We start from the raw sequence: 17664 nt of genomic DNA, 5'->3' as shown, positions 1-17664 counted from the left end.
GGTGTCATGTCCGATCTGCGCGATCCCGCTCCCTACGACGCCCTGCTGCTGCTCTCCTTCGGCGGCCCCGAAGGCCCGGACGACGTGGTCCCGTTCCTGGCGAACGTGACCCGTGGCCGAGGCATCCCCGAGGAGCGGCTGAAGGAGGTCGGCAAGCACTACTTCCTGTTCGGCGGCGTCAGCCCGATCAACGCCCAGAACCGAGCCCTGCTGGACGCCCTGCGCAAGGACTTCGCCGAGCACGGACTGGACCTGCCGGTGTACTGGGGCAACCGCAACTGGGCGCCGTACCTCACCGACACCCTGCGCGGGATGACCGCCGACGGGCACCGCCGCATCGCCGTCCTCGCCACCAGCGCCTACGCCTCCTACTCGGGCTGCCGGCAGTACCGGGAGAACCTCGCCGAGTCCCTGGCCGCCCTGGAGGCGGAGGGGCTGCCGGTGCCCCGGGTGGACAAGCTCCGGCACTACTTCAACCATCCCGGGTTCGTGAGGCCCATGGTGGACGGCGTCCTGGCCGCCCTGGCCGACCTCCCCGAAGACGTACGGGCCGGGGCGCACCTCGCCTTCACCACGCACTCCATCCCCACCTCGGCCGCCGACACCTCCGGTCCCGCGGAGGCGCACGGCGACGGCGGCGCCTATGTCGCCGAGCACCTCGACGTCGCACGGCTGATCGTCGACGCGGTGCGCGAGGAGACCGGCGTCGAGTACCCCTGGCAGCTCGTCTACCAGTCGCGCAGCGGCGCCCCGCACATCCCCTGGCTGGAGCCCGACATCTGCGACCACCTGGAGGCGCTGCACGCGGACGGCGTGCCCGCCGTGGTGATGGCCCCCATCGGATTCGTCTCGGACCACATGGAAGTCCTGTACGACCTCGACACCGAGGCCACCGCGAAGGCCGCCGAGCTGGGGCTGCCGGTGCGCCGGTCGGCGACCGTGGGCGCCGACCCGCGGTTCGCCGCGGCCGTGCGCGAACTGGTGCTGGAGCGTGCCGCCACCGAGCGGGGACAGGGCGGGGAGCGGTGCGCGCTGGGCGCGCTCGGACCGGGCCACGACCTCTGTCCGGTCGGCTGCTGCCCGGCACGGGCCCCCAAGCCCGCCGCCGCGGGTGCCGACAGCCCGTACGCGTAGGAGTCCCGCCGTACCCCCGAAGACCCCTGGAGAGCCGTGACCGACCCGAACCTGTCCGAACTGCTCGACCTCGCCCTGGAGGCCGCCGGCCGCGCGGGCGCGCTGCTCCGTGACGGCCGCCCGGCCGATCTGGGCGTGGCCGCGACCAAGTCCAGCCCGATCGATGTCGTCACCGAGATGGACATCGCCGCCGAGAAGCTGATCACCGGCTTCCTGAGCGAACGCCGCCCGCAGGACGGCTTCCTCGGCGAGGAAGGGGCCAGTGCCGAGGGCAGCAGCGGTATCCGCTGGGTCATCGACCCGCTCGACGGCACCGTGAACTACCTGTACGGACTGCCCACCTGGGCCGTCTCCATCGCCGCCGAACGGGACGGCGTGCGGGTCGTGGGCGTGGTGGAGGCCCCGATGCGCCGCGAGACCTACCGGGCGGTGCTCGGCGGTGGTGCGTACGCCAGGGGCGGCGCGTACGGCGAGGGTGCCGCGCTGCGTTGCCGGCCCGCGCCGCCGCTCGACCAGGCGCTCGTCTCGACCGGTTTCAACTACGTCAGCGATGTCCGTACGCACCAGGCGGACGTGGCTCAGAAGCTGATCCCGCGCCTTCGTGACATCCGGCGCAGCGGTTCCGCCGCCGTGGACCTCTGCGATGTGGCCTCGGGCCGCCTCGACGGCTATTACGAGCGGGGGCTCCACCCCTGGGACCTCGCGGCCGGCGACCTCATCGCCCGCGAGGCGGGCGCGCACACCGGCGGGCGTCCCGGACTCCCCGCCGACGGAGACCTGACCGTCGCCGCGACGCCGGGCGTCTTCGAGCCTCTGCAGGCCCTCCTGGAGGAGTTCGGCGCCTGGCACGACTAGGAAGCCGGCCGGCTCCGCCCGGGACACGGGAAGGCCCCTGACACCGAACCCGGCGGGTTCTAGCGATCCCCGCAACACCCTGGATTTCAGGGAGTTGCGGGGATCGTGGATTTTGAGGAGTTGAAGGCGCGGTTCTTCGAGGCGCTGGACCGGGAGAACGGGAGTGTCTCGGGTGCTGCTCGGGCGGTTGGGGTGAGCCGACACACGGCGGCGGGCTGGGCGCGGAAGGCCGGCGTCCGTGGTCGTGGGAAGACGGGCACCAGTGGGCATCCGGGGCGGGCGGAGTACGACCGGCTTCGCGCGTCGGGGGTGCGACGACGGGATGCCGCGGCGCAGGTCGGGGTCCACGAGCGCACAGCCAAGGACTGGGACCGCGGGATCCGGAAGATCGGCAACGCGCGCCTGCACCCCGATGGGCGAAGGATCGACTACACAACGGGCATGACCAGCACCGTCGCCGTCACGTCGGCGCCCTCTCTTGCGGCAGTCGAAGCCGAGCTGCACCCACGGTTCCTGACGGTGGCCGAGCGGGAGTTGATCGCCGACATGCGTCGTGAGGGCCGCTCACTGCGGGCGATCGGACGGGCACTGGGCCGGCCGGCATCCACCGTCAAACGTGAGATCGATGCCCGTTGCGTCGAGGGCGTCTATCAGCCCCACCGGGCACAGCGGGCCTGGGCGAAGAGCCGGGCACGCCCCAAGCAGTCCAAGCTCGCCCACGACGGTCCGCTGCGCGAGTACGTCGCGGGCAAACTGCAGCAGCAGTGGTCACCCGAGCAGATCTGTCACGCTCTGGTCATGGAGTTCCCCGACGACGAGGGTATGCGGGTGAGTCCGGAGACGGTCTACCAGGCGATCTATGTCCAGGCCCGTGGCGGGCTGCGGCGCGAGATCGCACTCGCGCTGCGCACCGGGCGCACCCGCCGCAAGCCACACCGTGGCCCGGAGCAGCGCACTCGCCGGTTCGTCGACGAGATGGTGATGATCTCCGAGCGGCCTGCCGAGGTCGAGGACCGGGCGGTGCCCGGCCACTGGGAGGGCGATCTGATCGTCGGCCCCCGCAGCGAGAGCGCGATCGTGACGTTGGTCGAGCGTTCCACCCGCTACGTCATGCTCGGGCATCTGCCCGGCGGACACACCGCCGAGGAGGTCCGTGACGTGCTGGTGCCCTTGATCCAGACCCTGCCCGCGCACCTGCGCGGCTCGCTGACCTGGGACCAGGGCTGCGAGATGGCCGCGCACAAGCAGTTCACCGTCGCCACGGGAGTACCGGTCTACTTCTGCGATCCGCACTCCCCCTGGCAGCGCGGATCGAACGAGAACACCAACGGTCTGCTGCGGCAGTACTTCCCCAAGAGCACCGACCTGTCCGTGCACAGCGCCGCAGACCTCGAACACGTCGCTCAGCAACTCAACGGCCGACCACGCAAAACGCTCGGCTGGAGAACCCCAGCCGAGCGCCTGCGTGATCTACTGACGACCGCATAGGCCATCAGGTGTTGCGAGGACCCCGAGAATCCGCCGTCACGGCATCAGGGGCCCTTCTCGCCGAGGTGCTCAGACGCTGGTGGCGCCGATCTCGACGCCATGCTCGGCGGCGAGGCGGTGAAGGTCCTCCAGCTCGCTCTGCTCGACATCCGCGAGGAAGTCGTCGCCCGTCTCCCGAGCTCTCGTGAGGTCGTACTCGGTGGTCTTGATCCGCTGCAGCAGACCTGCGGTGAAAGCGTCCATAATGCGCCCCCTCATCGTGGGTCGGTGGCACGGGGGTGTGCCCGGGGTTTCCCTCCGCACGGAGGCGGTAGGGCGGGTGATCACGCGCTCTCCGGGGACGGAGTGGCCTGTGGCACGCCACATTCAAGGCGCGATCTCGGGTGTGCATTCGTCCTCCCCGGGCCGGGGACCGGAGAAACCTCAACTGGCCGGTAGATCCGGTGAATTCCGCTGAGCCCCAGGTCGGGCAGCATCGTCTTACCGCCGGTTTATGCGCGTTGCGGGCAGGATGGAGCCGCACAGACCAGTGCCGACGGGTGTCCGGATCACGGACCGTGGGCACTTCGAGACGTTCTGAAGTATCTAAGGAAGGACAGCGCCGTGCGCGTACTCGTCGTGGAGGACGAGCAACTGCTCGCCGATGCGGTGGCCACCGGATTGCGCCGGGAGGCCATGGCTGTCGATGTCGTGTACGACGGTGCGGCGGCCCTGGAGCGCATCGAGGTCAACGACTACGACGTCGTGGTGCTGGACCGGGACCTCCCCCTGGTGCACGGCGACGACGTCTGCCGCCGGATCGTCGAGCTGGGCATGCCCACCCGGGTGCTCATGCTCACCGCGTCCGGTGACGTCAGCGACCGGGTCGAGGGCCTGGAGCTGGGTGCCGACGACTATCTGCCCAAGCCGTTCGCGTTCAGCGAGCTCACCGCGCGGGTGCGGGCGCTCGGCCGGCGTACGACGGTGGCCCTGCCGCCCGTCCTGGAGCGGGCCGGCATCAAGCTCGACCCCAACCGGCGCGAGGTCTTCCGGGGCGAGACGGAGGTCCAGCTCGCGCCGAAGGAGTTCGCCGTGCTGGAGGTCCTGATGCGCAGCGAGGGCGCGGTCGTCTCGGCCGAGCAGCTGCTGGAGAAGGCCTGGGACGAGAACACCGACCCGTTCACCAACGTCGTTCGGGTGACCGTGATGACGTTGCGGCGGAAACTCGGCGAGCCGCCGGTGATCGTCACCGTGCCCGGTTCCGGCTACCGGATCTGACGGCCGATGCCCACCGTCCCCGCGCCGCCGACGGCGCCCCCGAAGCCCACCTGGGAGCCCAAACAGCAGGAGCCCCCCTACTGGCTGCGCCCGACCATCCGGATACGGCTCACGCTGCTCTACGGCGGCATGTTCCTGATCGCCGGCATCCTGCTGCTGTCGATCATCTACATGCTGGCCGCGCAGGCCCTGCACGTGGGCAGCGAGCTTCCGTTCAAGATCGTCAACGGGCAGGTCACCAGTAATGTCTGCAACCTGCCCGAGAAGGCGTCGCCGGAGTCCTTCAACGCGGCGATGAACTCCTGCGTCAACCACCAGCGGCAGCAGGCGCTCGACACGCTCCTCAACCGGTCGCTGCTGGCCCTGGTGGGCCTGAGCGTCATCGCCTTCGCCTTCGGCTACGCGATGGCCGGGCGCGTGCTCTCGCCGCTGGGCCGGATCACCCGCACCGCCCGCCGGGTGGCCGGAACCGACCTGTCCCGCCGGATCGAGCTGGACGGCCCGGACGACGAGCTGAAGGAGCTCGCCGACACCTTCGACGAGATGCTCGACCGCCTGGAGCGGGCCTTCACCGCCCAGCAGCGGTTCGTCGGCAACGCGTCGCACGAGCTGCGCACGCCGCTCGCCATCAACCGCACGCTGCTGGAGGTCCATCTCTCCGATCCCCAGGCCCCGCCGGAGCTGAAGCAGCTCGGCAAGACCCTGCTGGCCACCAACGAGCGCAGTGAGCAGCTGGTCGAGGGCCTGCTGCTGCTGGCCCGCAGCGACAACCAGATCGTCGAGCGCAAACCGGTCGACCTCGCGGAGGTCGCCTCGCGCGCGATCGACCAGACGCGCGGCGAGGCCGAGGAGCGCGGTGTGGCGATCCGCGGCGAGCGGGCCCCGGCCGTCGTCCAGGGCAACGGCGTCCTGCTGGAGCGGATCGCGCTGAACCTCGTACAGAACGCCGTGCGGTACAACGTTCCCGAGGAGGGCTGGGTGGAGGTCACCACCGAGCTGCAGGGCGGCCAGGCCCTGCTGGTGGTCTCGAACACCGGGCCCGTGGTGCCCGCGTACGAGATCGACAACCTCTTCGAGCCCTTCAGACGGCTGCGTACGGAGCGAACGGGCAGTGACAAGGGGGTCGGGCTCGGCCTGTCGATCGCGCGGTCCGTGGCGCGCGCCCACGGCGGCCGTATCATCGCGGAGCCCCGTGAAGGCGGTGGTCTCGTGATGCGCGTCTCACTTCCGGTCTGAGAGGCCGGACGGAGCGATCCGTGCACGAATTAGTTTGTTCGCTTTGAGCGGAATTTTCGGGACGTGCGCCCGGATCGTCCGTGTGTGATCGATCACAGAAGCGAATTTCCGACCGTCAACGCTCCGTGATCAGCGGTGCCACCGGAAAACCCGCAAAAGTCGGGGTTTTCGGGGCCCGATATCACGGGAAGTACACGGGGTGGCGCCCGTGAAGCGCGACACCGGGACCGTGTACGGTCCCCATCGCCACCCAAGCCGGCCGCTCCCGAGCGGTCCTATTGGGTGTCGATTGAGTAACAGACCTTGATGTGAGGCAAAATCTCCGCCTCGGGTCGGGCACAAGTCCGGCCTCTCACGCGTTACGTGCGCTGAGACACCGCAGACACCCAGAGGGGGAGAGCGACATGGCAACGGATTACGACACCCCACGCAAGACCGATGACGACGTCGACCAGGACAGCCTCGAAGAACTCAAGGCTCGCCGGAGCGACAAGACGGCGTCCGCCGTCGACGTCGACGAATTCGACGCGGCCGAAGGACTGGAGCTGCCCGGCGCAGACCTGTCCAACGAGGAGCTGGCCGTCAGGGTCCTGCCCAAGCAGGCCGACGAGTTCACATGCATGAGCTGCTTCCTCGTGCACCACAGGAGCCAGCTGGCACGCGAGAAGAACGGCCAGCCGATCTGCCGCGACTGCGACTAGGTCGCGCCGACCGTGGCAGGCGACACACCGTTCCGGAAGCGACGCTTGCGGCGCAAGAGGTCGTCGGAGGCGTATCAGGGCGGTACAGGCCCGGCAGAAGGCGTAGCAGCGCCTGCCGAGCGGTCCGCCCTGCCGCCCTCCCCGGGTGAGCGGGACGACGAGCGGGGCCGGCCGGCCTCGCTCGAAGCAGTGGCCGCGGCAGTTGAAGGAGTCGACACGGCCGATGGGGCCGGACAGGTCGACAGGACGGAGCCCGTGACCGGGGCAGGCCGTCTGAGTTCAGTGAAACGGGGCGTACGCAAGGGCGGGGTGAGCGCCAAGGCAGCGATCGGTCATATCGCCGACCTGATCATCGAGAACGCTCCCCGCGTCCCTGTGCGCGATCTCGCCACCCTGCGCAAGCAGTTCCCCGGCCTCGGCCCGGAGGAGCTCGCCGACAAGCTCATCGCAGGTGCGAGCAAGGGCACCGCCACCGTCGGCGCCGGTATCGGCGCGGCGGCGATGATGCCCGTACCGCCCGCCATGCTCGCCGAGCTGGCGGCGGAGATCACCGGTGTGGCCGCGATCGAGATGAAACTCGTCGCCGAGCTGCACGAGGTCTACGGGCTCCGCCCGCCGGGCGGGCTCGGTCAGCGTTCCACCGCCTACCTCACGTCCTGGACGGAGGAGCGCGGAATCGACGTCGCCCACCCCACGACGGTCAACGCCGCGCTGGGCGGCCAGATGAAGCGCGAGCTGCGCCAGCAGATCATGAAGCGCATGGCGCGCGATCTGCCGAATCTGATCCCGTTCATGGTCGGCGCCGCCGTCGGCGCGATGATGAACCGGCGCGACACCAGAAAGCTCGCCGAACGGGTCAGGAAGGACCTGCGCAAGCGCCAGATCCCCTGGGACAGGCTCCCCGAGCTGCCCCCACTGGAGCGGCAGGTGGGCCCCCGCAAGGGCCTGCCGGGCCCAGGGGGCTTTCGTTCGGATCAGGCCGGCGCGGAGGAAACCTAGACGCGTACGGCGGCGAGCGCCGCCACCAGGGCCTGCGGCTCGCGCGTCGACAGATAGACGTACGGAGTCGGGTCCTGCGGGTCGGTGACCTCCACCCGGACGGCCGTCGGGATGTAGCTGCGCAGCAGCATGAACGCGCGGGTGTCCGCCTTGTAGGAGCGCCACGCGCGCGCCTCCTCCTCGTCCAGCACCTCGGCCTCGCCGAGTGCCGTCACCGGAATCCGCGCGTCGCCGGCGACCAGGGCGCCCGCCACGACCCGGATCCTGGCCGAGCCGTAGGAGCTCACCGCGACCGCGGACAGGGCCGTGCCGCCCGCCAGGCCGGCCAGCAGGGGCAGGGTGCCGAGCGGCAGCAGCATCAGTGCGCAGGCGATGCCGACCAGGAGGGCGATGAGCCACCACGAACGGGGTGCGGTCAGTCGTTCGTCGAAAGGCGGGGTGGAAGGCTGCATGAACCCAAGCTTGGCACGGCGCGACCCGCGGGTAGCCGCGCGGGTAAGGTCTGCGCCTGTGAGTGGAACATCTGCGGCTCTGAAGCCCCCGGCCGACGCGGTGAAACCGGTCCGGCACCCCGAAGCCCCGGCCCCCGGCGAACTCCTCGGCGCGCACTACGAACACTGTTTCGGCTGCGGCGGAGGACAGCAGCACGGGCTGCACCTCCAGGCGCGGGCCGGTGACGGCGTCGGCGTCACCGCCGAGTTCACGGTGAAGGCCGCCCACCAGGGCGCCCCGGGTCTGGCGCACGGCGGCATTCTGACCACCGCGCTGGACGAGACGCTCGGCTCGCTGAACTGGCTCCTGCGGGTGATCGCCGTGACCGGACGGCTGGAGACCGACTTCGTGCGTCCGGTGCCGGTGGACACCGTGCTGCACCTCGACGCCGAGATCACCGCGGTGCACGGCCGGAAGATCTACTCCCGGGCCACCGGCCGGATCGGCGGCCCGGACGGGCCCGTGGCGGTCCGGGCCGAGGCCCTCTTCATCGAGGTCAAGGTCGAGCACTTCATCGAGAACGGCCGTCCGGCCGAGATCCGGGCGGCGATGGCCGACCCGGACCAGGCCAGGCGGGCCCGTGCCTTCGAGGTGAACCCCTGATGGGCCGGCCCGTGGACGTACTGATCCGCCGGGTCGACCCGGACGTGCCGATTCCGGCCTATGGGCACCCGGGCGACGCCGGTGCCGATCTGGTGACCACCGAGGCCGTCGAGCTCGCCCCGGGCGAGCGGGCGGTGCTGCCCACCGGGGTGTCGATCGCGCTGCCCGACGGATACGCCGCGTTCGTGCACCCGCGCTCCGGTCTCGCCGCACGCTGCGGAGTCGCCCTGGTGAATGCCCCGGGGACGGTTGATGCCGGGTACCGTGGAGAGATCAAGGTGATCGTCATCAATCTCGACCCGCGTGAGCCCGTGCGGTTCGAGCGGTTCGACCGGATTGCCCAACTGGTCGTCCAACAGGTCGAGAAGGTGCGCTTCCACGAGGTGGCCGAGCTGCCCGGCTCGGCCCGCGGCGAGGGAGGCTTCGGATCCACCGGAGGGCATGCTTCCGGTGATGTTGATGGCGTCAGGGGCGGGATTACCCAGGGCGGGAACAGCTACGCTTCGGTCGTACCCGACCGGGAAGGACAGTGACGTGTTCGGACGTCGCAAGAAGAGTGGTTCCGCCGAGGACGTGGCGGACGAAGCGCGCGAGGCCGAGCAGGTCGTCGACGAGCTCGATGACACCGACGGTGCCGACAGCGGCTCGCGTCGGGTGAACCTCCCGCCGGCGCCGCGCCCGGACGGGCCGTGGGACGTCTCCGAGGTCTCCCAGCCCGGCGAGGGCCGGGTCGACCTGGGCGGTGTCTTCGTGCCCGGCGTCGAGGGCATGGAGCTGCGTGTCGAGGTGGCCGGTGACGCGATCGTCGCCGCGACCGTGGTGCTGCGCGACAGCGCCATCCAGCTGCAGGCCTTCGCAGCGCCCAAGAAGGAAGGCATCTGGGGCGAGGTCCGCGAGGAGATCGCCTCCGGCATCACCCAGCAGGGCGGGATCATCGACGAGGTCGAGGGCCCGCTGGGCTGGGAGCTGCGTGCCCAGGTCCCCGTACAGCTCCCGGACGGGACGAACGGCGTACAGCTGGTGCGCTTCGTCGGCGTCGACGGGCCGCGCTGGTTCCTGCGCGGAGTGATCTCCGGCCAGGGTGCCGTGCAGCCGGAGGCCGCCGGGCTGCTGGAGACGATCTTCCGGGACACCGTGGTCGTCCGTGGCGAGGGCCCGATGGCTCCGCGCGACCCGATCGTCCTCAAGCTGCCCAACGATGCCCAGATGGTGCCCGAGGGCGTCCAGCAGGAGAGCCAGGAGAGCTCGAAGTTCTCCGGTGGCATGGGCCAGCTCCAGCGTGGACCCGAGATCACCGAGGTGCGCTGAGCGGGCACGGGCAGCCGCCCGGCACAGCTTCGGCCGGTGGGCCGTATCCCCATGTCGAGGGGGTACGGCCCACCGGCCGTTGTGCGTCCGGAGTGGGTTCCAGGAGGGCTCCGGACCGGTACCGCAAGGCGAGTTTCGGACAGCGCGTAAAAGGGGCGCGTATGGGGCGCGTATAGGGCACGTATGTGCGCCGTCAAGGGCCCGCCGTTCCCCGTAAGGAAGCCATCAACGCAGGCCAGGACGCCCATGGCGAGGGGTTTGCTCAAGAGGTCCGAGAATCCGTACCTCATCTAGGAGCACACGATGGCCGATGTGGCCTTCGTCGTCACCACGATCGCGGTGTTCGCGTTGGTGGCTCTCGTCGCCAAGGGGGTGGCGAAGCTGTGACTGCCGAGAACATCGTCGGCCTGATCGTGGCCGTCGCCCTGCTGGGCTACCTCGTCCTCGCCCTTCTGTACCCGGAGAGGTTCTGAGCCCGATATGAGCCCCGTCCTCGCTGGTGTGCTCCAGGTTCTCGCGCTCGTCGTGGCGCTGGGGCTGGCGTACCGACCGCTCGGTGACTACATGGCCGGCGTCTACTCCTCGACGAAGCACCTGCGCGTCGAGAAGTGGATGTACAAAGCCGTCGGCGCCGATCCGAACACGGAGATGCGCTGGCCCGCGTATCTGCGTGGGGTGCTCGCCTTCTCCGCGGTGAGCGTCCTCTTCCTCTATCTGCTGCAGCGGCTGCAGGGCGCGCTGCCCGGTTCGCTCGGTTTCGCCTCGATCGATCCGGACCAGGCGTTCAACACGGCGGCGTCGTTCGTCGCCAACACCAACTGGCAGTCGTACTACGGCGAACAGGCCATGGGCCACGTCGTGCAGACCGGCGGCCTCGCGGTGCAGAACTTCGTCTCGGCGGCCGTCGGCATGGCCGTGGCGGTGGCCCTCGTACGGGGCTTCGCCCGCTCCCGCACCGGTGAGCTGGGCAACTTCTGGTCCGACCTGGTGCGCGGCACCGTACGGATCCTGCTGCCGATCGCCGTGGTCGGCGCGCTGTTGCTCGTGGCCTGCGGCGCGATCCAGAACTTCGCCGGCATCCATGAGGTCGGGCAGTTCATGGGCGGTTCGCAGCAGTGGAACGGTGGCGCCGTGGCCTCCCAGGAGGCCATCAAGGAGCTGGGCACGAACGGTGGCGGTTACTTCAACGCCAACTCGTCCCACCCGTTCGAGAACCCCAACGGGCTGTCCAACCTTCTTGAGATCTTCCTGATCCTGGTGATTCCGTTCGCGCTGACGCGGACGTTCGGCCGGATGGTCGGCTCGCTCAAGCAGGGTTACGCGATCCTCGCGACGATGGGCGTCATCTGGCTGGGCTTCACCACCCTGATGATGTGGACCGAATTCGCCCACCACGGGCCCGCGTTCGACATCGCGGGCGGGTCGATGGAGGGCAAGGAGACCCGGTTCGGGATCGCCGGCTCGTCGATCTTCGCGGTGGCCACGACGCTCACCTCCACCGGTGCGGTGAACTCCTTCCACTCCTCGTACACGGGCTTCGGCGGGGGCATCACAATGCTGGGCATGCAGCTCGGCGAGATCGCGCCCGGAGGTGTGGGGTCCGGCCTCTACGGCATGCTCGTCATGGCGATCATCGCGGTGTTCATCGCCGGACTGATGGTCGGCCGCACCCCGGAGTACCTCGGCAAGAAGATCGGCACCCGTGAGATCAAGCTCGCGGCCTGCTACATCCTGATCACCCCGGCGCTGGTGCTCTGCTTCACCGCCGCGGCGATGGCGCTGCCCACCCCGCCCCACTCGATGACCAACACCGGCGCACACGGATTCTCCGAGATCCTCTACGCCTACACCTCGGGTGCGAACAACAACGGTTCGGCGTTCGCCGGGCTCAACGCGGACACGCAGTGGTTCAACACCACGATCGGTCTCGCGATGCTGCTCGGCCGGTTCCTGCCCATGGTGTTCGTCCTCGCGCTGGCCGGCTCGCTCGCCGAGCAGAAGCCCGTACCGGCGACCGTGGGCACCCTGGGCACGCACAAGCCGCTGTTCAGCGGACTGCTGGTCGGCACGATCCTGATCATCACCGGGCTGACCTACTTCCCGGCCCTGGCGCTGGGACCGTTGGCCGAGGGGCTGGCGTCATGACCACTCGTACGGAGCAAGAGGACTCGATGTCCACTGTCACCCCCACCCGGGCACCGCACCAGGACGCGCCCACGGGTCACCAGAGCGAAGGACGTGTCGGCGGGGGCCTGTTCGACCCCGCACAGCTGATCCGGTCCTTCCCCGACGCGATACGCAAGCTCGACCCCCGGGTGATGGTCAAGTCCCCGGTGATGTTCGTGGTGCTGATCGGTTCGGTGTTCACGACCGTGCTGGCGTGCCTGGACCCGGGCGAGTGGTTCGGCTGGGCGATCACGGCCTGGCTGTGGCTGACCACGATCTTCGCCAACCTGGCGGAGGCGGTCGCCGAGGGACGCGGCAAGGCGCAGGCCGACACGCTGCGCAAGGCCAAGACCGACACCGTCGCCCGGCGGCTGACCGGCGGGAGCGAGGAGCTGGTGCCCGGCACCGAGCTGCGCATCGGTGATCTGGTGGTCTGCGAGGCCGGTGACATCATCCCCGGCGACGGCGATGTCGTCGAGGGCGTCGCGAGCGTCGACGAGTCCGCGATCACGGGCGAGTCCGCCCCGGTCATCCGGGAGTCCGGCGGTGACCGGAGTGCCGTCACCGGGGGCACGAAGGTGCTCTCCGACCGCATCGTCGTCAAGATCACCACCAAGCCCGGTGAGACCTTCATCGACCGGATGATCGCCCTGGTCGAGGGCGCCGCCCGGCAGAAGACGCCCAACGAGATCGCGCTGAACATCCTCCTCGCGTCCCTCACGATCGTCTTCCTGCTCGCCGTGGTCACCCTCCAGCCCTTCGCGATCTACGCCGGGCAGAAGCAGTCGATGATCGTGCTGACCGCCCTGCTGGTCTGCCTGATCCCGACGACCATCGGCGCGCTGCTCTCCGCCATCGGCATCGCCGGCATGGACCGCCTCGTCCAGCGCAATGTGCTCGCCATGTCGGGGCGGGCCGTCGAGGCCGCCGGAGACGTGTCGACCCTGCTGCTCGACAAGACCGGCACCATCACGCTCGGCAACCGGCAGGCCGCCGAGTTCGTCCCCGTGAAGGGCACGACCGAGGCCGAACTGGCGGACGCGGCCCAGCTCTCCTCACTGGCCGACGAGACTCCCGAGGGCCGCTCGATCGTCGTGCTCGCCAAGGAGAAGTACGGGCTGCGCGAACGACACCAGGGCGAACTGTCCGGCGCCGAGTGGGTGGCGTTCACCGCCCAGACCCGCATGTCCGGCGTCGACGTGGACGGACGCAAGGTCCGCAAGGGCGCCACCGGTTCGGTCGTCGCCTGGGTCAAGGAGCGCGGCGGCACCGTCTCGCAGGACGCGCAGAAGCTCACCGACACGATCTCCGGGGCGGGCGGCACACCGCTGCTGGTGGCCCTGGAGGACGCGCACGGCGCCCGGGTCCTCGGTGTCATCCACCTGAAGGACGTCGTCAAGGAGGGCATGCGCGAGCGGTTCGACGAGCTGCGCCGCATGGGCATCAAGACGGTCATGATCACCGGGGACAACCCGCTGACCGCGCGCGCCATCGCCGAGGAGGCAGGGGTGGACGACTTCCTGGCCGAGGCCACGCCCGAGGACAAGATGGCCCTCATCAAGCGGGAGCAGGCGGGCGGCAAGCTCGTCGCGATGACCGGCGACGGCACCAACGACGCGCCGGCGCTGGCCCAGGCGGATGTCGGCGTGGCCATGAACACCGGCACCTCGGCCGCCAAGGAGGCCGGGAACATGGTGGACCTGGACTCCAACCCCACCAAGCTGATCGAGATCGTCGAGATCGGCAAGCAGCTGCTCATCACCCGCGGTGCGCTGACGACGTTCTCGATCGCCAACGACGTCGCGAAGTACTTCGCGATCATCCCCGCGATGTTCGCCGTGGTCTATCCCGGCCTGGACAAGCTGAACATCATGCAGCTGTCCTCGCCCCAGTCCGCGATCCTGTCGGCCGTGATCTTCAACGCGCTGATCATCATCGCGCTGGTGCCGCTCGCCCTGAAGGGCGTGCGCTACCGGCCCAGCAGCGCCGACTCGATGCTCCGGCGCAACCTCGGGATCTACGGACTCGGCGGTCTGGTCGCCCCGTTCATCGGCATCAAGATCATCGACATGGTCATCTCCCTCGTACCCGGGCTGAACTGAATCTAGGAATCGGCTGACCTGCCATGAACAACTCCGTAGGAAACACCGCCCGGTTGCTCTGGGCCGGGCTGCGTGCCCTGCTCGTCCTCACCGTCGTCTGCGGCGTGCTCTACCCGCTCGCCGTCACGGGCGTCGCCCAGGGCATCTTCCCCGACAAGGCCAACGGCTCCGAGATCACCGCGAACGGCAAGGTCGTCGGTTCCGAACTCATCGGCCAGCGCTACGACCTGCCGCTGAAGAAGGGACAGGAGACCGCGGCCCCGGACCTCAAGTGGTTCCAGCCGCGCCCCTCCAACGGCCTGGGCGCCAACAGCGTCAACGCCCAGTACAAGCTGATCCTCTCCGGCGCGACCAACCGCTCCGGCGACAACAAGGAACTGATCGCCTGGGTCACCGCCGCCAAGGCCGCCGTGGTCAAGGACAACTCCGTCCCCGGCCACCCGGTCAGCCCCTCGGACGTGCCGGCCGACGCCGTCACCTCCTCCGGCTCCGGCCTCGACCCGGCCATCTCCCCGGCGTACGCAGAGCTCCAGGTGCGCCGGGTGGCCGAGCGGAACCACCTCGCCGTCGACCGGGTGGAGAAGCTCGTCGAACAGCACACGGACGGCCGGATCCTCGGCTTCGTCGGCGAGCCGAGGGTCAACGTCCTCCAGCTCAACATCGCCCTGAAGCAGTTGGTGAACGGGGTCTGAGGAAGCCCGAACAGCGAGGTGCGGGGGCCGGCCACCTCGGCCGGCCCCCGCACCTCTCACCTGTTCACCGGGCCGGTGTGCCCAGGGTGCCCGGGTAGAGGTACTTCTGCGGCGGGAGCACCGTGCCGTCCACCCACGCCGCGAAGAAGCCCTTGAGGTCCTTGCCCGAGACCTTCGCCGCCAGCGCCTCGAACTGCCGGAACGAGGCATTGCCGTAGGCGTGGTCGCGGGTCCAGGTCCGGAGCGTCCGGAAGAACGCCTCGTCGCCCACCGTGCGGCGCAGGGCGTGCAGCATCAGCGAGCCCTTGAAGTACAGAGCCGCGTCCAGTTCCTTGCCCGGTCCCGGGTCGTAGAGCTTGACGGACCAGAACGACGGATCGTTCCTGTACTCCTCCACCTCGGACCGGTAGTAGTCCTGGTCCAGGTCGGCGCCCTTGTGCTCCTCCCACAACTGCCCCGCGTACTGGGCGAAGCACTCGGCGACGCAGCCGTCCCGCCAGTCCTTGAACGAGACGCTGTCACCGAACCACTGGTGGGTGTTCTCATGGACCATCGAGGCGTCGAAGAGCATGGAGCCGTAGGTGGGGCGGCTCTGCGTCTCCAGGGCGAGTGGGCCGTCGTTGGGCTCCTTCGAGGCCCCGACGACGATGGCGCCCGCGGAGGAGAAGGGATACGGGCCGAACCTCGCGGTCAGGAAGTCCAGGATCTCCGTCTGCTGGGCCTCCGCCTCGGGGTCGATGACGGCGTCCGGGCTGTACGCCGTGATGACCGGCGTTCCGGCGGCCGTCCGGCCGCGGTGGACGGTGAACCGGTCGATGGCGACCGTGCTGAGGTATGTGGCCATCGGACTGTCCTCGTTCCAGCGGAAGGTCCTTCGGCCGTCCTTGACGCTCTCGGGGCCGGGCAGGCCGTTGCCGATGGCCGTCCAGCCGTCGGGGACCGTCGCGGTGAGGGCGAAGGTGGCCTTGTCGGACGGGTGGTCGTTGGCGGGGTACCAGGAGGTCGCGGAGTGCGGTTCGCCCGCCACGTTCGCGCCGCCGGTCTCCAGGGTGTGCCAGCCCTCGGGGTCGGGCCGGCCCGCGTACTCCACCCGGACCTCGAACGTCGTGCCCTTCGCCACCGGGCGGGCCGGGGTGATGACCAGCTCATGGGCGCCGGCCCGGGAGAACGCCTTCGCCGGGGCGCCGTTCACCTTCACCGATGCCACGGTGAAGCCCTTGAGGTCCAGGCTGAACCGGTCCAGGCCGGTCAGGGCGCGGGCGGTGACGGTGGTGTCGCCGTCGAGGCGGTCGGTGTGCGCCGGGTCGTAGGAGATGCGGACGTCGTAGTGGGAGACGTCGTAGCCGGAATTGCCGTCGTCGGGGAAGTACGGGTCGCCGAGACCGGGGCCGCCGATGGCGGCCGAGGCGGGGACGGTGGCCAGCACGGAACCGCTCACGACCGCGGCCACCAGGGCGGCAACGGTCCTGCGGCGTCGGTTCAGGAGTCTGTACATGTCTCGTTCCTGGGGGTGGGGGTCAGTGCCGGGGCGCGGTGGCGGCGAGCTTCCACAGCACCCCGACGATGGCGTCGGTGCTGGTCGTCTCCGTCTTCGGATCCACGTTGGCGAGGTTGTCGCACGCCTCGTGGATGCAGTCAGAGATGCCGGTGCTGAAGCCGGACGACGGGATGCCGGCGTTTCCGAACGACTCGTGGTCCGAACCGCCGACGCCGATGTCGAAGGTGGGGATGGACCGTTCGGCGAACCACGCCTCGAACGCCTGCTGGGCCTCGGTCTCGCCGTGCTCGTCGTCGTGGACCACGAGCCACTGACGGGTGTTCCTGCTGCCCGCCTGGTCGAAGTTGAGGTAGACGTCGATCCTGCGCCGGTCGGCCCCCGAGAGCTTGCTGACGTAGCTCTCCGAGCCGATCAGCCCCTGCTCCTCCGCGCCCCACCACGCGAACCGCAGATGCCGTTCGGGCTTCAGACCGGACTCGGCCACCTGGAGGGCGGTGGCCAGGACCGCGGCCGAACCCGAGCCGTTGTCGTTGATTCCCGGGCCCTCCTTCACGCTGTCGAGGTGGGCGCCGGTCAGCAGCACATGGTCCGGGTCGCCGCCCGGCCAGTCGGCGATCAGGTTGTTGCCGGTGGCGCCGTCGTGGGTGAAGGGGACCAGCCGGGTACGGAAGCCCGCCCGGTCCAGGGCGCTCTTCACGTACGCCACGGACTGCGCGTACCCCTTCGTGCCGTGCGCGCGGTTGCCGCCGTTGCGGTCCGCGATGCGCTGGAGGGCACGCAGGTGGGGCATCACCTGCTGCTCGGAGACGGTGGGGGCGGCGGGGACCCGGGCTTCCGCGACCGCGGTCGTGGCGGGGCCGGCGGACAGGGCCAGGGAGAGGGACATCACGAGGGCTCCGACGGCGAGCCCGGGAAGGGTCCTTCGTATCGTCATACGCATGCCTTCGAGGACGGGGCACTCGCCCCGGTGGACCGGCGAACCGGCTGACGTCGGCCAGGCTGATCAGTCGATGTCAGGAAGTTGTCGGGAAGCCGTTGCCCTTCGATGAAGGATCCGTCCGGGAAGGAATCGTCCGGCCCGAATGGACATCGTCCGGTCGGGGTGAAGGGATCGTCGGTCGGGGCGAAGGAAT

18 protein-coding genes are annotated in these 17664 nt (G+C 69.6%); 14 read left to right on the top strand and 4 right to left on the bottom strand.

The annotated features are described in order from the left end of the window. The first annotated feature begins 6 nt into the window (after nt 1-6). The 3 genes from OG520_RS09745 to OG520_RS09735 all read left to right on the top strand — a co-directional run bounded on the left by OG520_RS09745 (nt 7) and on the right by OG520_RS09735 (nt 3477). A complete protein-coding gene (locus OG520_RS09745) occupies nt 7-1134 on the top strand; it encodes a ferrochelatase (protein WP_406012906.1) in 1128 nt (375 codons plus the stop codon). A gap of 36 nt (nt 1135-1170) precedes the next feature. Continuing rightward, the gene (locus OG520_RS09740; protein ID WP_266427807.1) at nt 1171-1989 is read left to right on the top strand and encodes an inositol monophosphatase family protein; all 819 of its coding nucleotides are present in this window, start codon (nt 1171-1173) and stop codon (nt 1987-1989) included. A 309-nt stretch (nt 1990-2298) separates the two neighbouring features. After that, nucleotides 2299-3477 carry an IS30 family transposase gene (locus OG520_RS09735; RefSeq protein WP_406016452.1) on the top strand — a complete coding sequence of 393 codons (1179 nt, stop codon included), beginning with the start codon at nt 2299-2301 and terminating at the stop codon, nt 3475-3477. Nucleotides 3478-3546: 69 nt separating this feature from the next. On the opposite strand, the gene OG520_RS09730 is transcribed toward OG520_RS09735, so the two are convergent. Further along, entirely contained in the window at nt 3547-3720 is a 174-nt protein-coding gene (locus OG520_RS09730) for a hypothetical protein (protein ID WP_266427810.1), read from the bottom strand. A gap of 360 nt (nt 3721-4080) precedes the next feature. Here OG520_RS09730 and OG520_RS09725 point away from each other — a divergent pair, with 360 nt between their 5' ends. From OG520_RS09725 to OG520_RS09710, 4 genes are all read left to right on the top strand, one after another. Next, nucleotides 4081-4734: a response regulator transcription factor gene (locus OG520_RS09725; RefSeq protein ID WP_072485872.1), complete on the top strand. Its 654-nt coding sequence runs from the start codon at nt 4081-4083 to the stop codon at nt 4732-4734. A gap of 6 nt (nt 4735-4740) precedes the next feature. After that, entirely contained in the window at nt 4741-5970 is a 1230-nt protein-coding gene (locus tag OG520_RS09720) for a sensor histidine kinase (RefSeq protein ID WP_406012905.1), read from the top strand. A gap of 404 nt (nt 5971-6374) precedes the next feature. Further along, a complete protein-coding gene (locus tag OG520_RS09715) occupies nt 6375-6671 on the top strand; it encodes a DUF4193 domain-containing protein (protein WP_003965732.1) in 297 nt (98 codons plus the stop codon). A 12-nt stretch (nt 6672-6683) separates the two neighbouring features. Next, nucleotides 6684-7670: a hypothetical protein gene (locus tag OG520_RS09710; RefSeq protein ID WP_399330483.1), complete on the top strand. Its 987-nt coding sequence runs from the start codon at nt 6684-6686 to the stop codon at nt 7668-7670. On the opposite strand, the gene OG520_RS09705 is transcribed toward OG520_RS09710, so the two are convergent. Beyond that, nucleotides 7667-8122: a DUF3093 domain-containing protein gene (locus OG520_RS09705; protein ID WP_266427820.1), complete on the bottom strand. Its 456-nt coding sequence runs from the start codon at nt 8120-8122 to the stop codon at nt 7667-7669. The genes OG520_RS09710 and OG520_RS09705 overlap by 4 nt on opposite strands. A gap of 58 nt (nt 8123-8180) precedes the next feature. Between OG520_RS09705 and OG520_RS09700 the strand changes: the two genes are divergently transcribed. The 7 genes from OG520_RS09700 (at nt 8181) to OG520_RS09670 (ending at nt 15033) form a co-directional block, all read left to right on the top strand. Continuing rightward, complete coding sequence (locus OG520_RS09700; RefSeq protein WP_385328633.1) at nt 8181-8765, top strand: PaaI family thioesterase; 585 nt, start codon at nt 8181-8183, stop codon at nt 8763-8765. Beyond that, on the top strand, nt 8765-9298 hold the full coding sequence (gene dut / locus OG520_RS09695; protein WP_266427826.1) for a dUTP diphosphatase: 534 nt from the start codon (nt 8765-8767) through the stop codon (nt 9296-9298). The genes OG520_RS09700 and dut overlap by 1 nt, the downstream gene beginning before the upstream one ends. A gap of 1 nt (nt 9299) precedes the next feature. Then, entirely contained in the window at nt 9300-10073 is a 774-nt protein-coding gene (locus OG520_RS09690) for a DUF3710 domain-containing protein (protein WP_266427830.1), read from the top strand. 383 nt (nt 10074-10456) lie between these two features. Further along, a complete protein-coding gene (gene kdpF / locus OG520_RS09685; RefSeq protein ID WP_037701211.1) occupies nt 10457-10546 on the top strand; it encodes a K(+)-transporting ATPase subunit F in 90 nt (29 codons plus the stop codon). 7 nt (nt 10547-10553) lie between these two features. Beyond that, the gene (gene kdpA, locus OG520_RS09680; RefSeq protein ID WP_399330487.1) at nt 10554-12218 is read left to right on the top strand and encodes a potassium-transporting ATPase subunit KdpA; all 1665 of its coding nucleotides are present in this window, start codon (nt 10554-10556) and stop codon (nt 12216-12218) included. A gap of 26 nt (nt 12219-12244) precedes the next feature. Further along, nucleotides 12245-14341, top strand: coding sequence for a potassium-transporting ATPase subunit KdpB (gene kdpB / locus OG520_RS09675; protein WP_406016451.1), 2097 nt, complete (start codon nt 12245-12247; stop codon nt 14339-14341). 23 nt (nt 14342-14364) lie between these two features. Further along, entirely contained in the window at nt 14365-15033 is a 669-nt protein-coding gene (locus OG520_RS09670; RefSeq protein ID WP_406012904.1) for a potassium-transporting ATPase subunit C, read from the top strand. Between the two features lie 64 nt (nt 15034-15097). On the opposite strand, the gene OG520_RS09665 is transcribed toward OG520_RS09670, so the two are convergent. Continuing rightward, on the bottom strand, nt 15098-16528 hold the full coding sequence (locus OG520_RS09665) for a M1 family metallopeptidase (protein ID WP_406012903.1): 1431 nt from the start codon (nt 16526-16528) through the stop codon (nt 15098-15100). A 22-nt stretch (nt 16529-16550) separates the two neighbouring features. Then, nucleotides 16551-17465: a M20/M25/M40 family metallo-hydrolase gene (locus OG520_RS09660; RefSeq protein ID WP_399330493.1), complete on the bottom strand. Its 915-nt coding sequence runs from the start codon at nt 17463-17465 to the stop codon at nt 16551-16553. Nucleotides 17466-17664: the final 199 nt, after the last annotated feature.

Source organism: Streptomyces sp. NBC_00984 (genome assembly GCF_045162475.1).
Classification (GTDB): domain Bacteria; phylum Actinomycetota; class Actinomycetes; order Streptomycetales; family Streptomycetaceae; genus Streptomyces.
The sequence above is the reverse complement of the archived record's forward strand: the minus strand, read 5'-3'. Positions and strand labels throughout refer to the sequence as shown.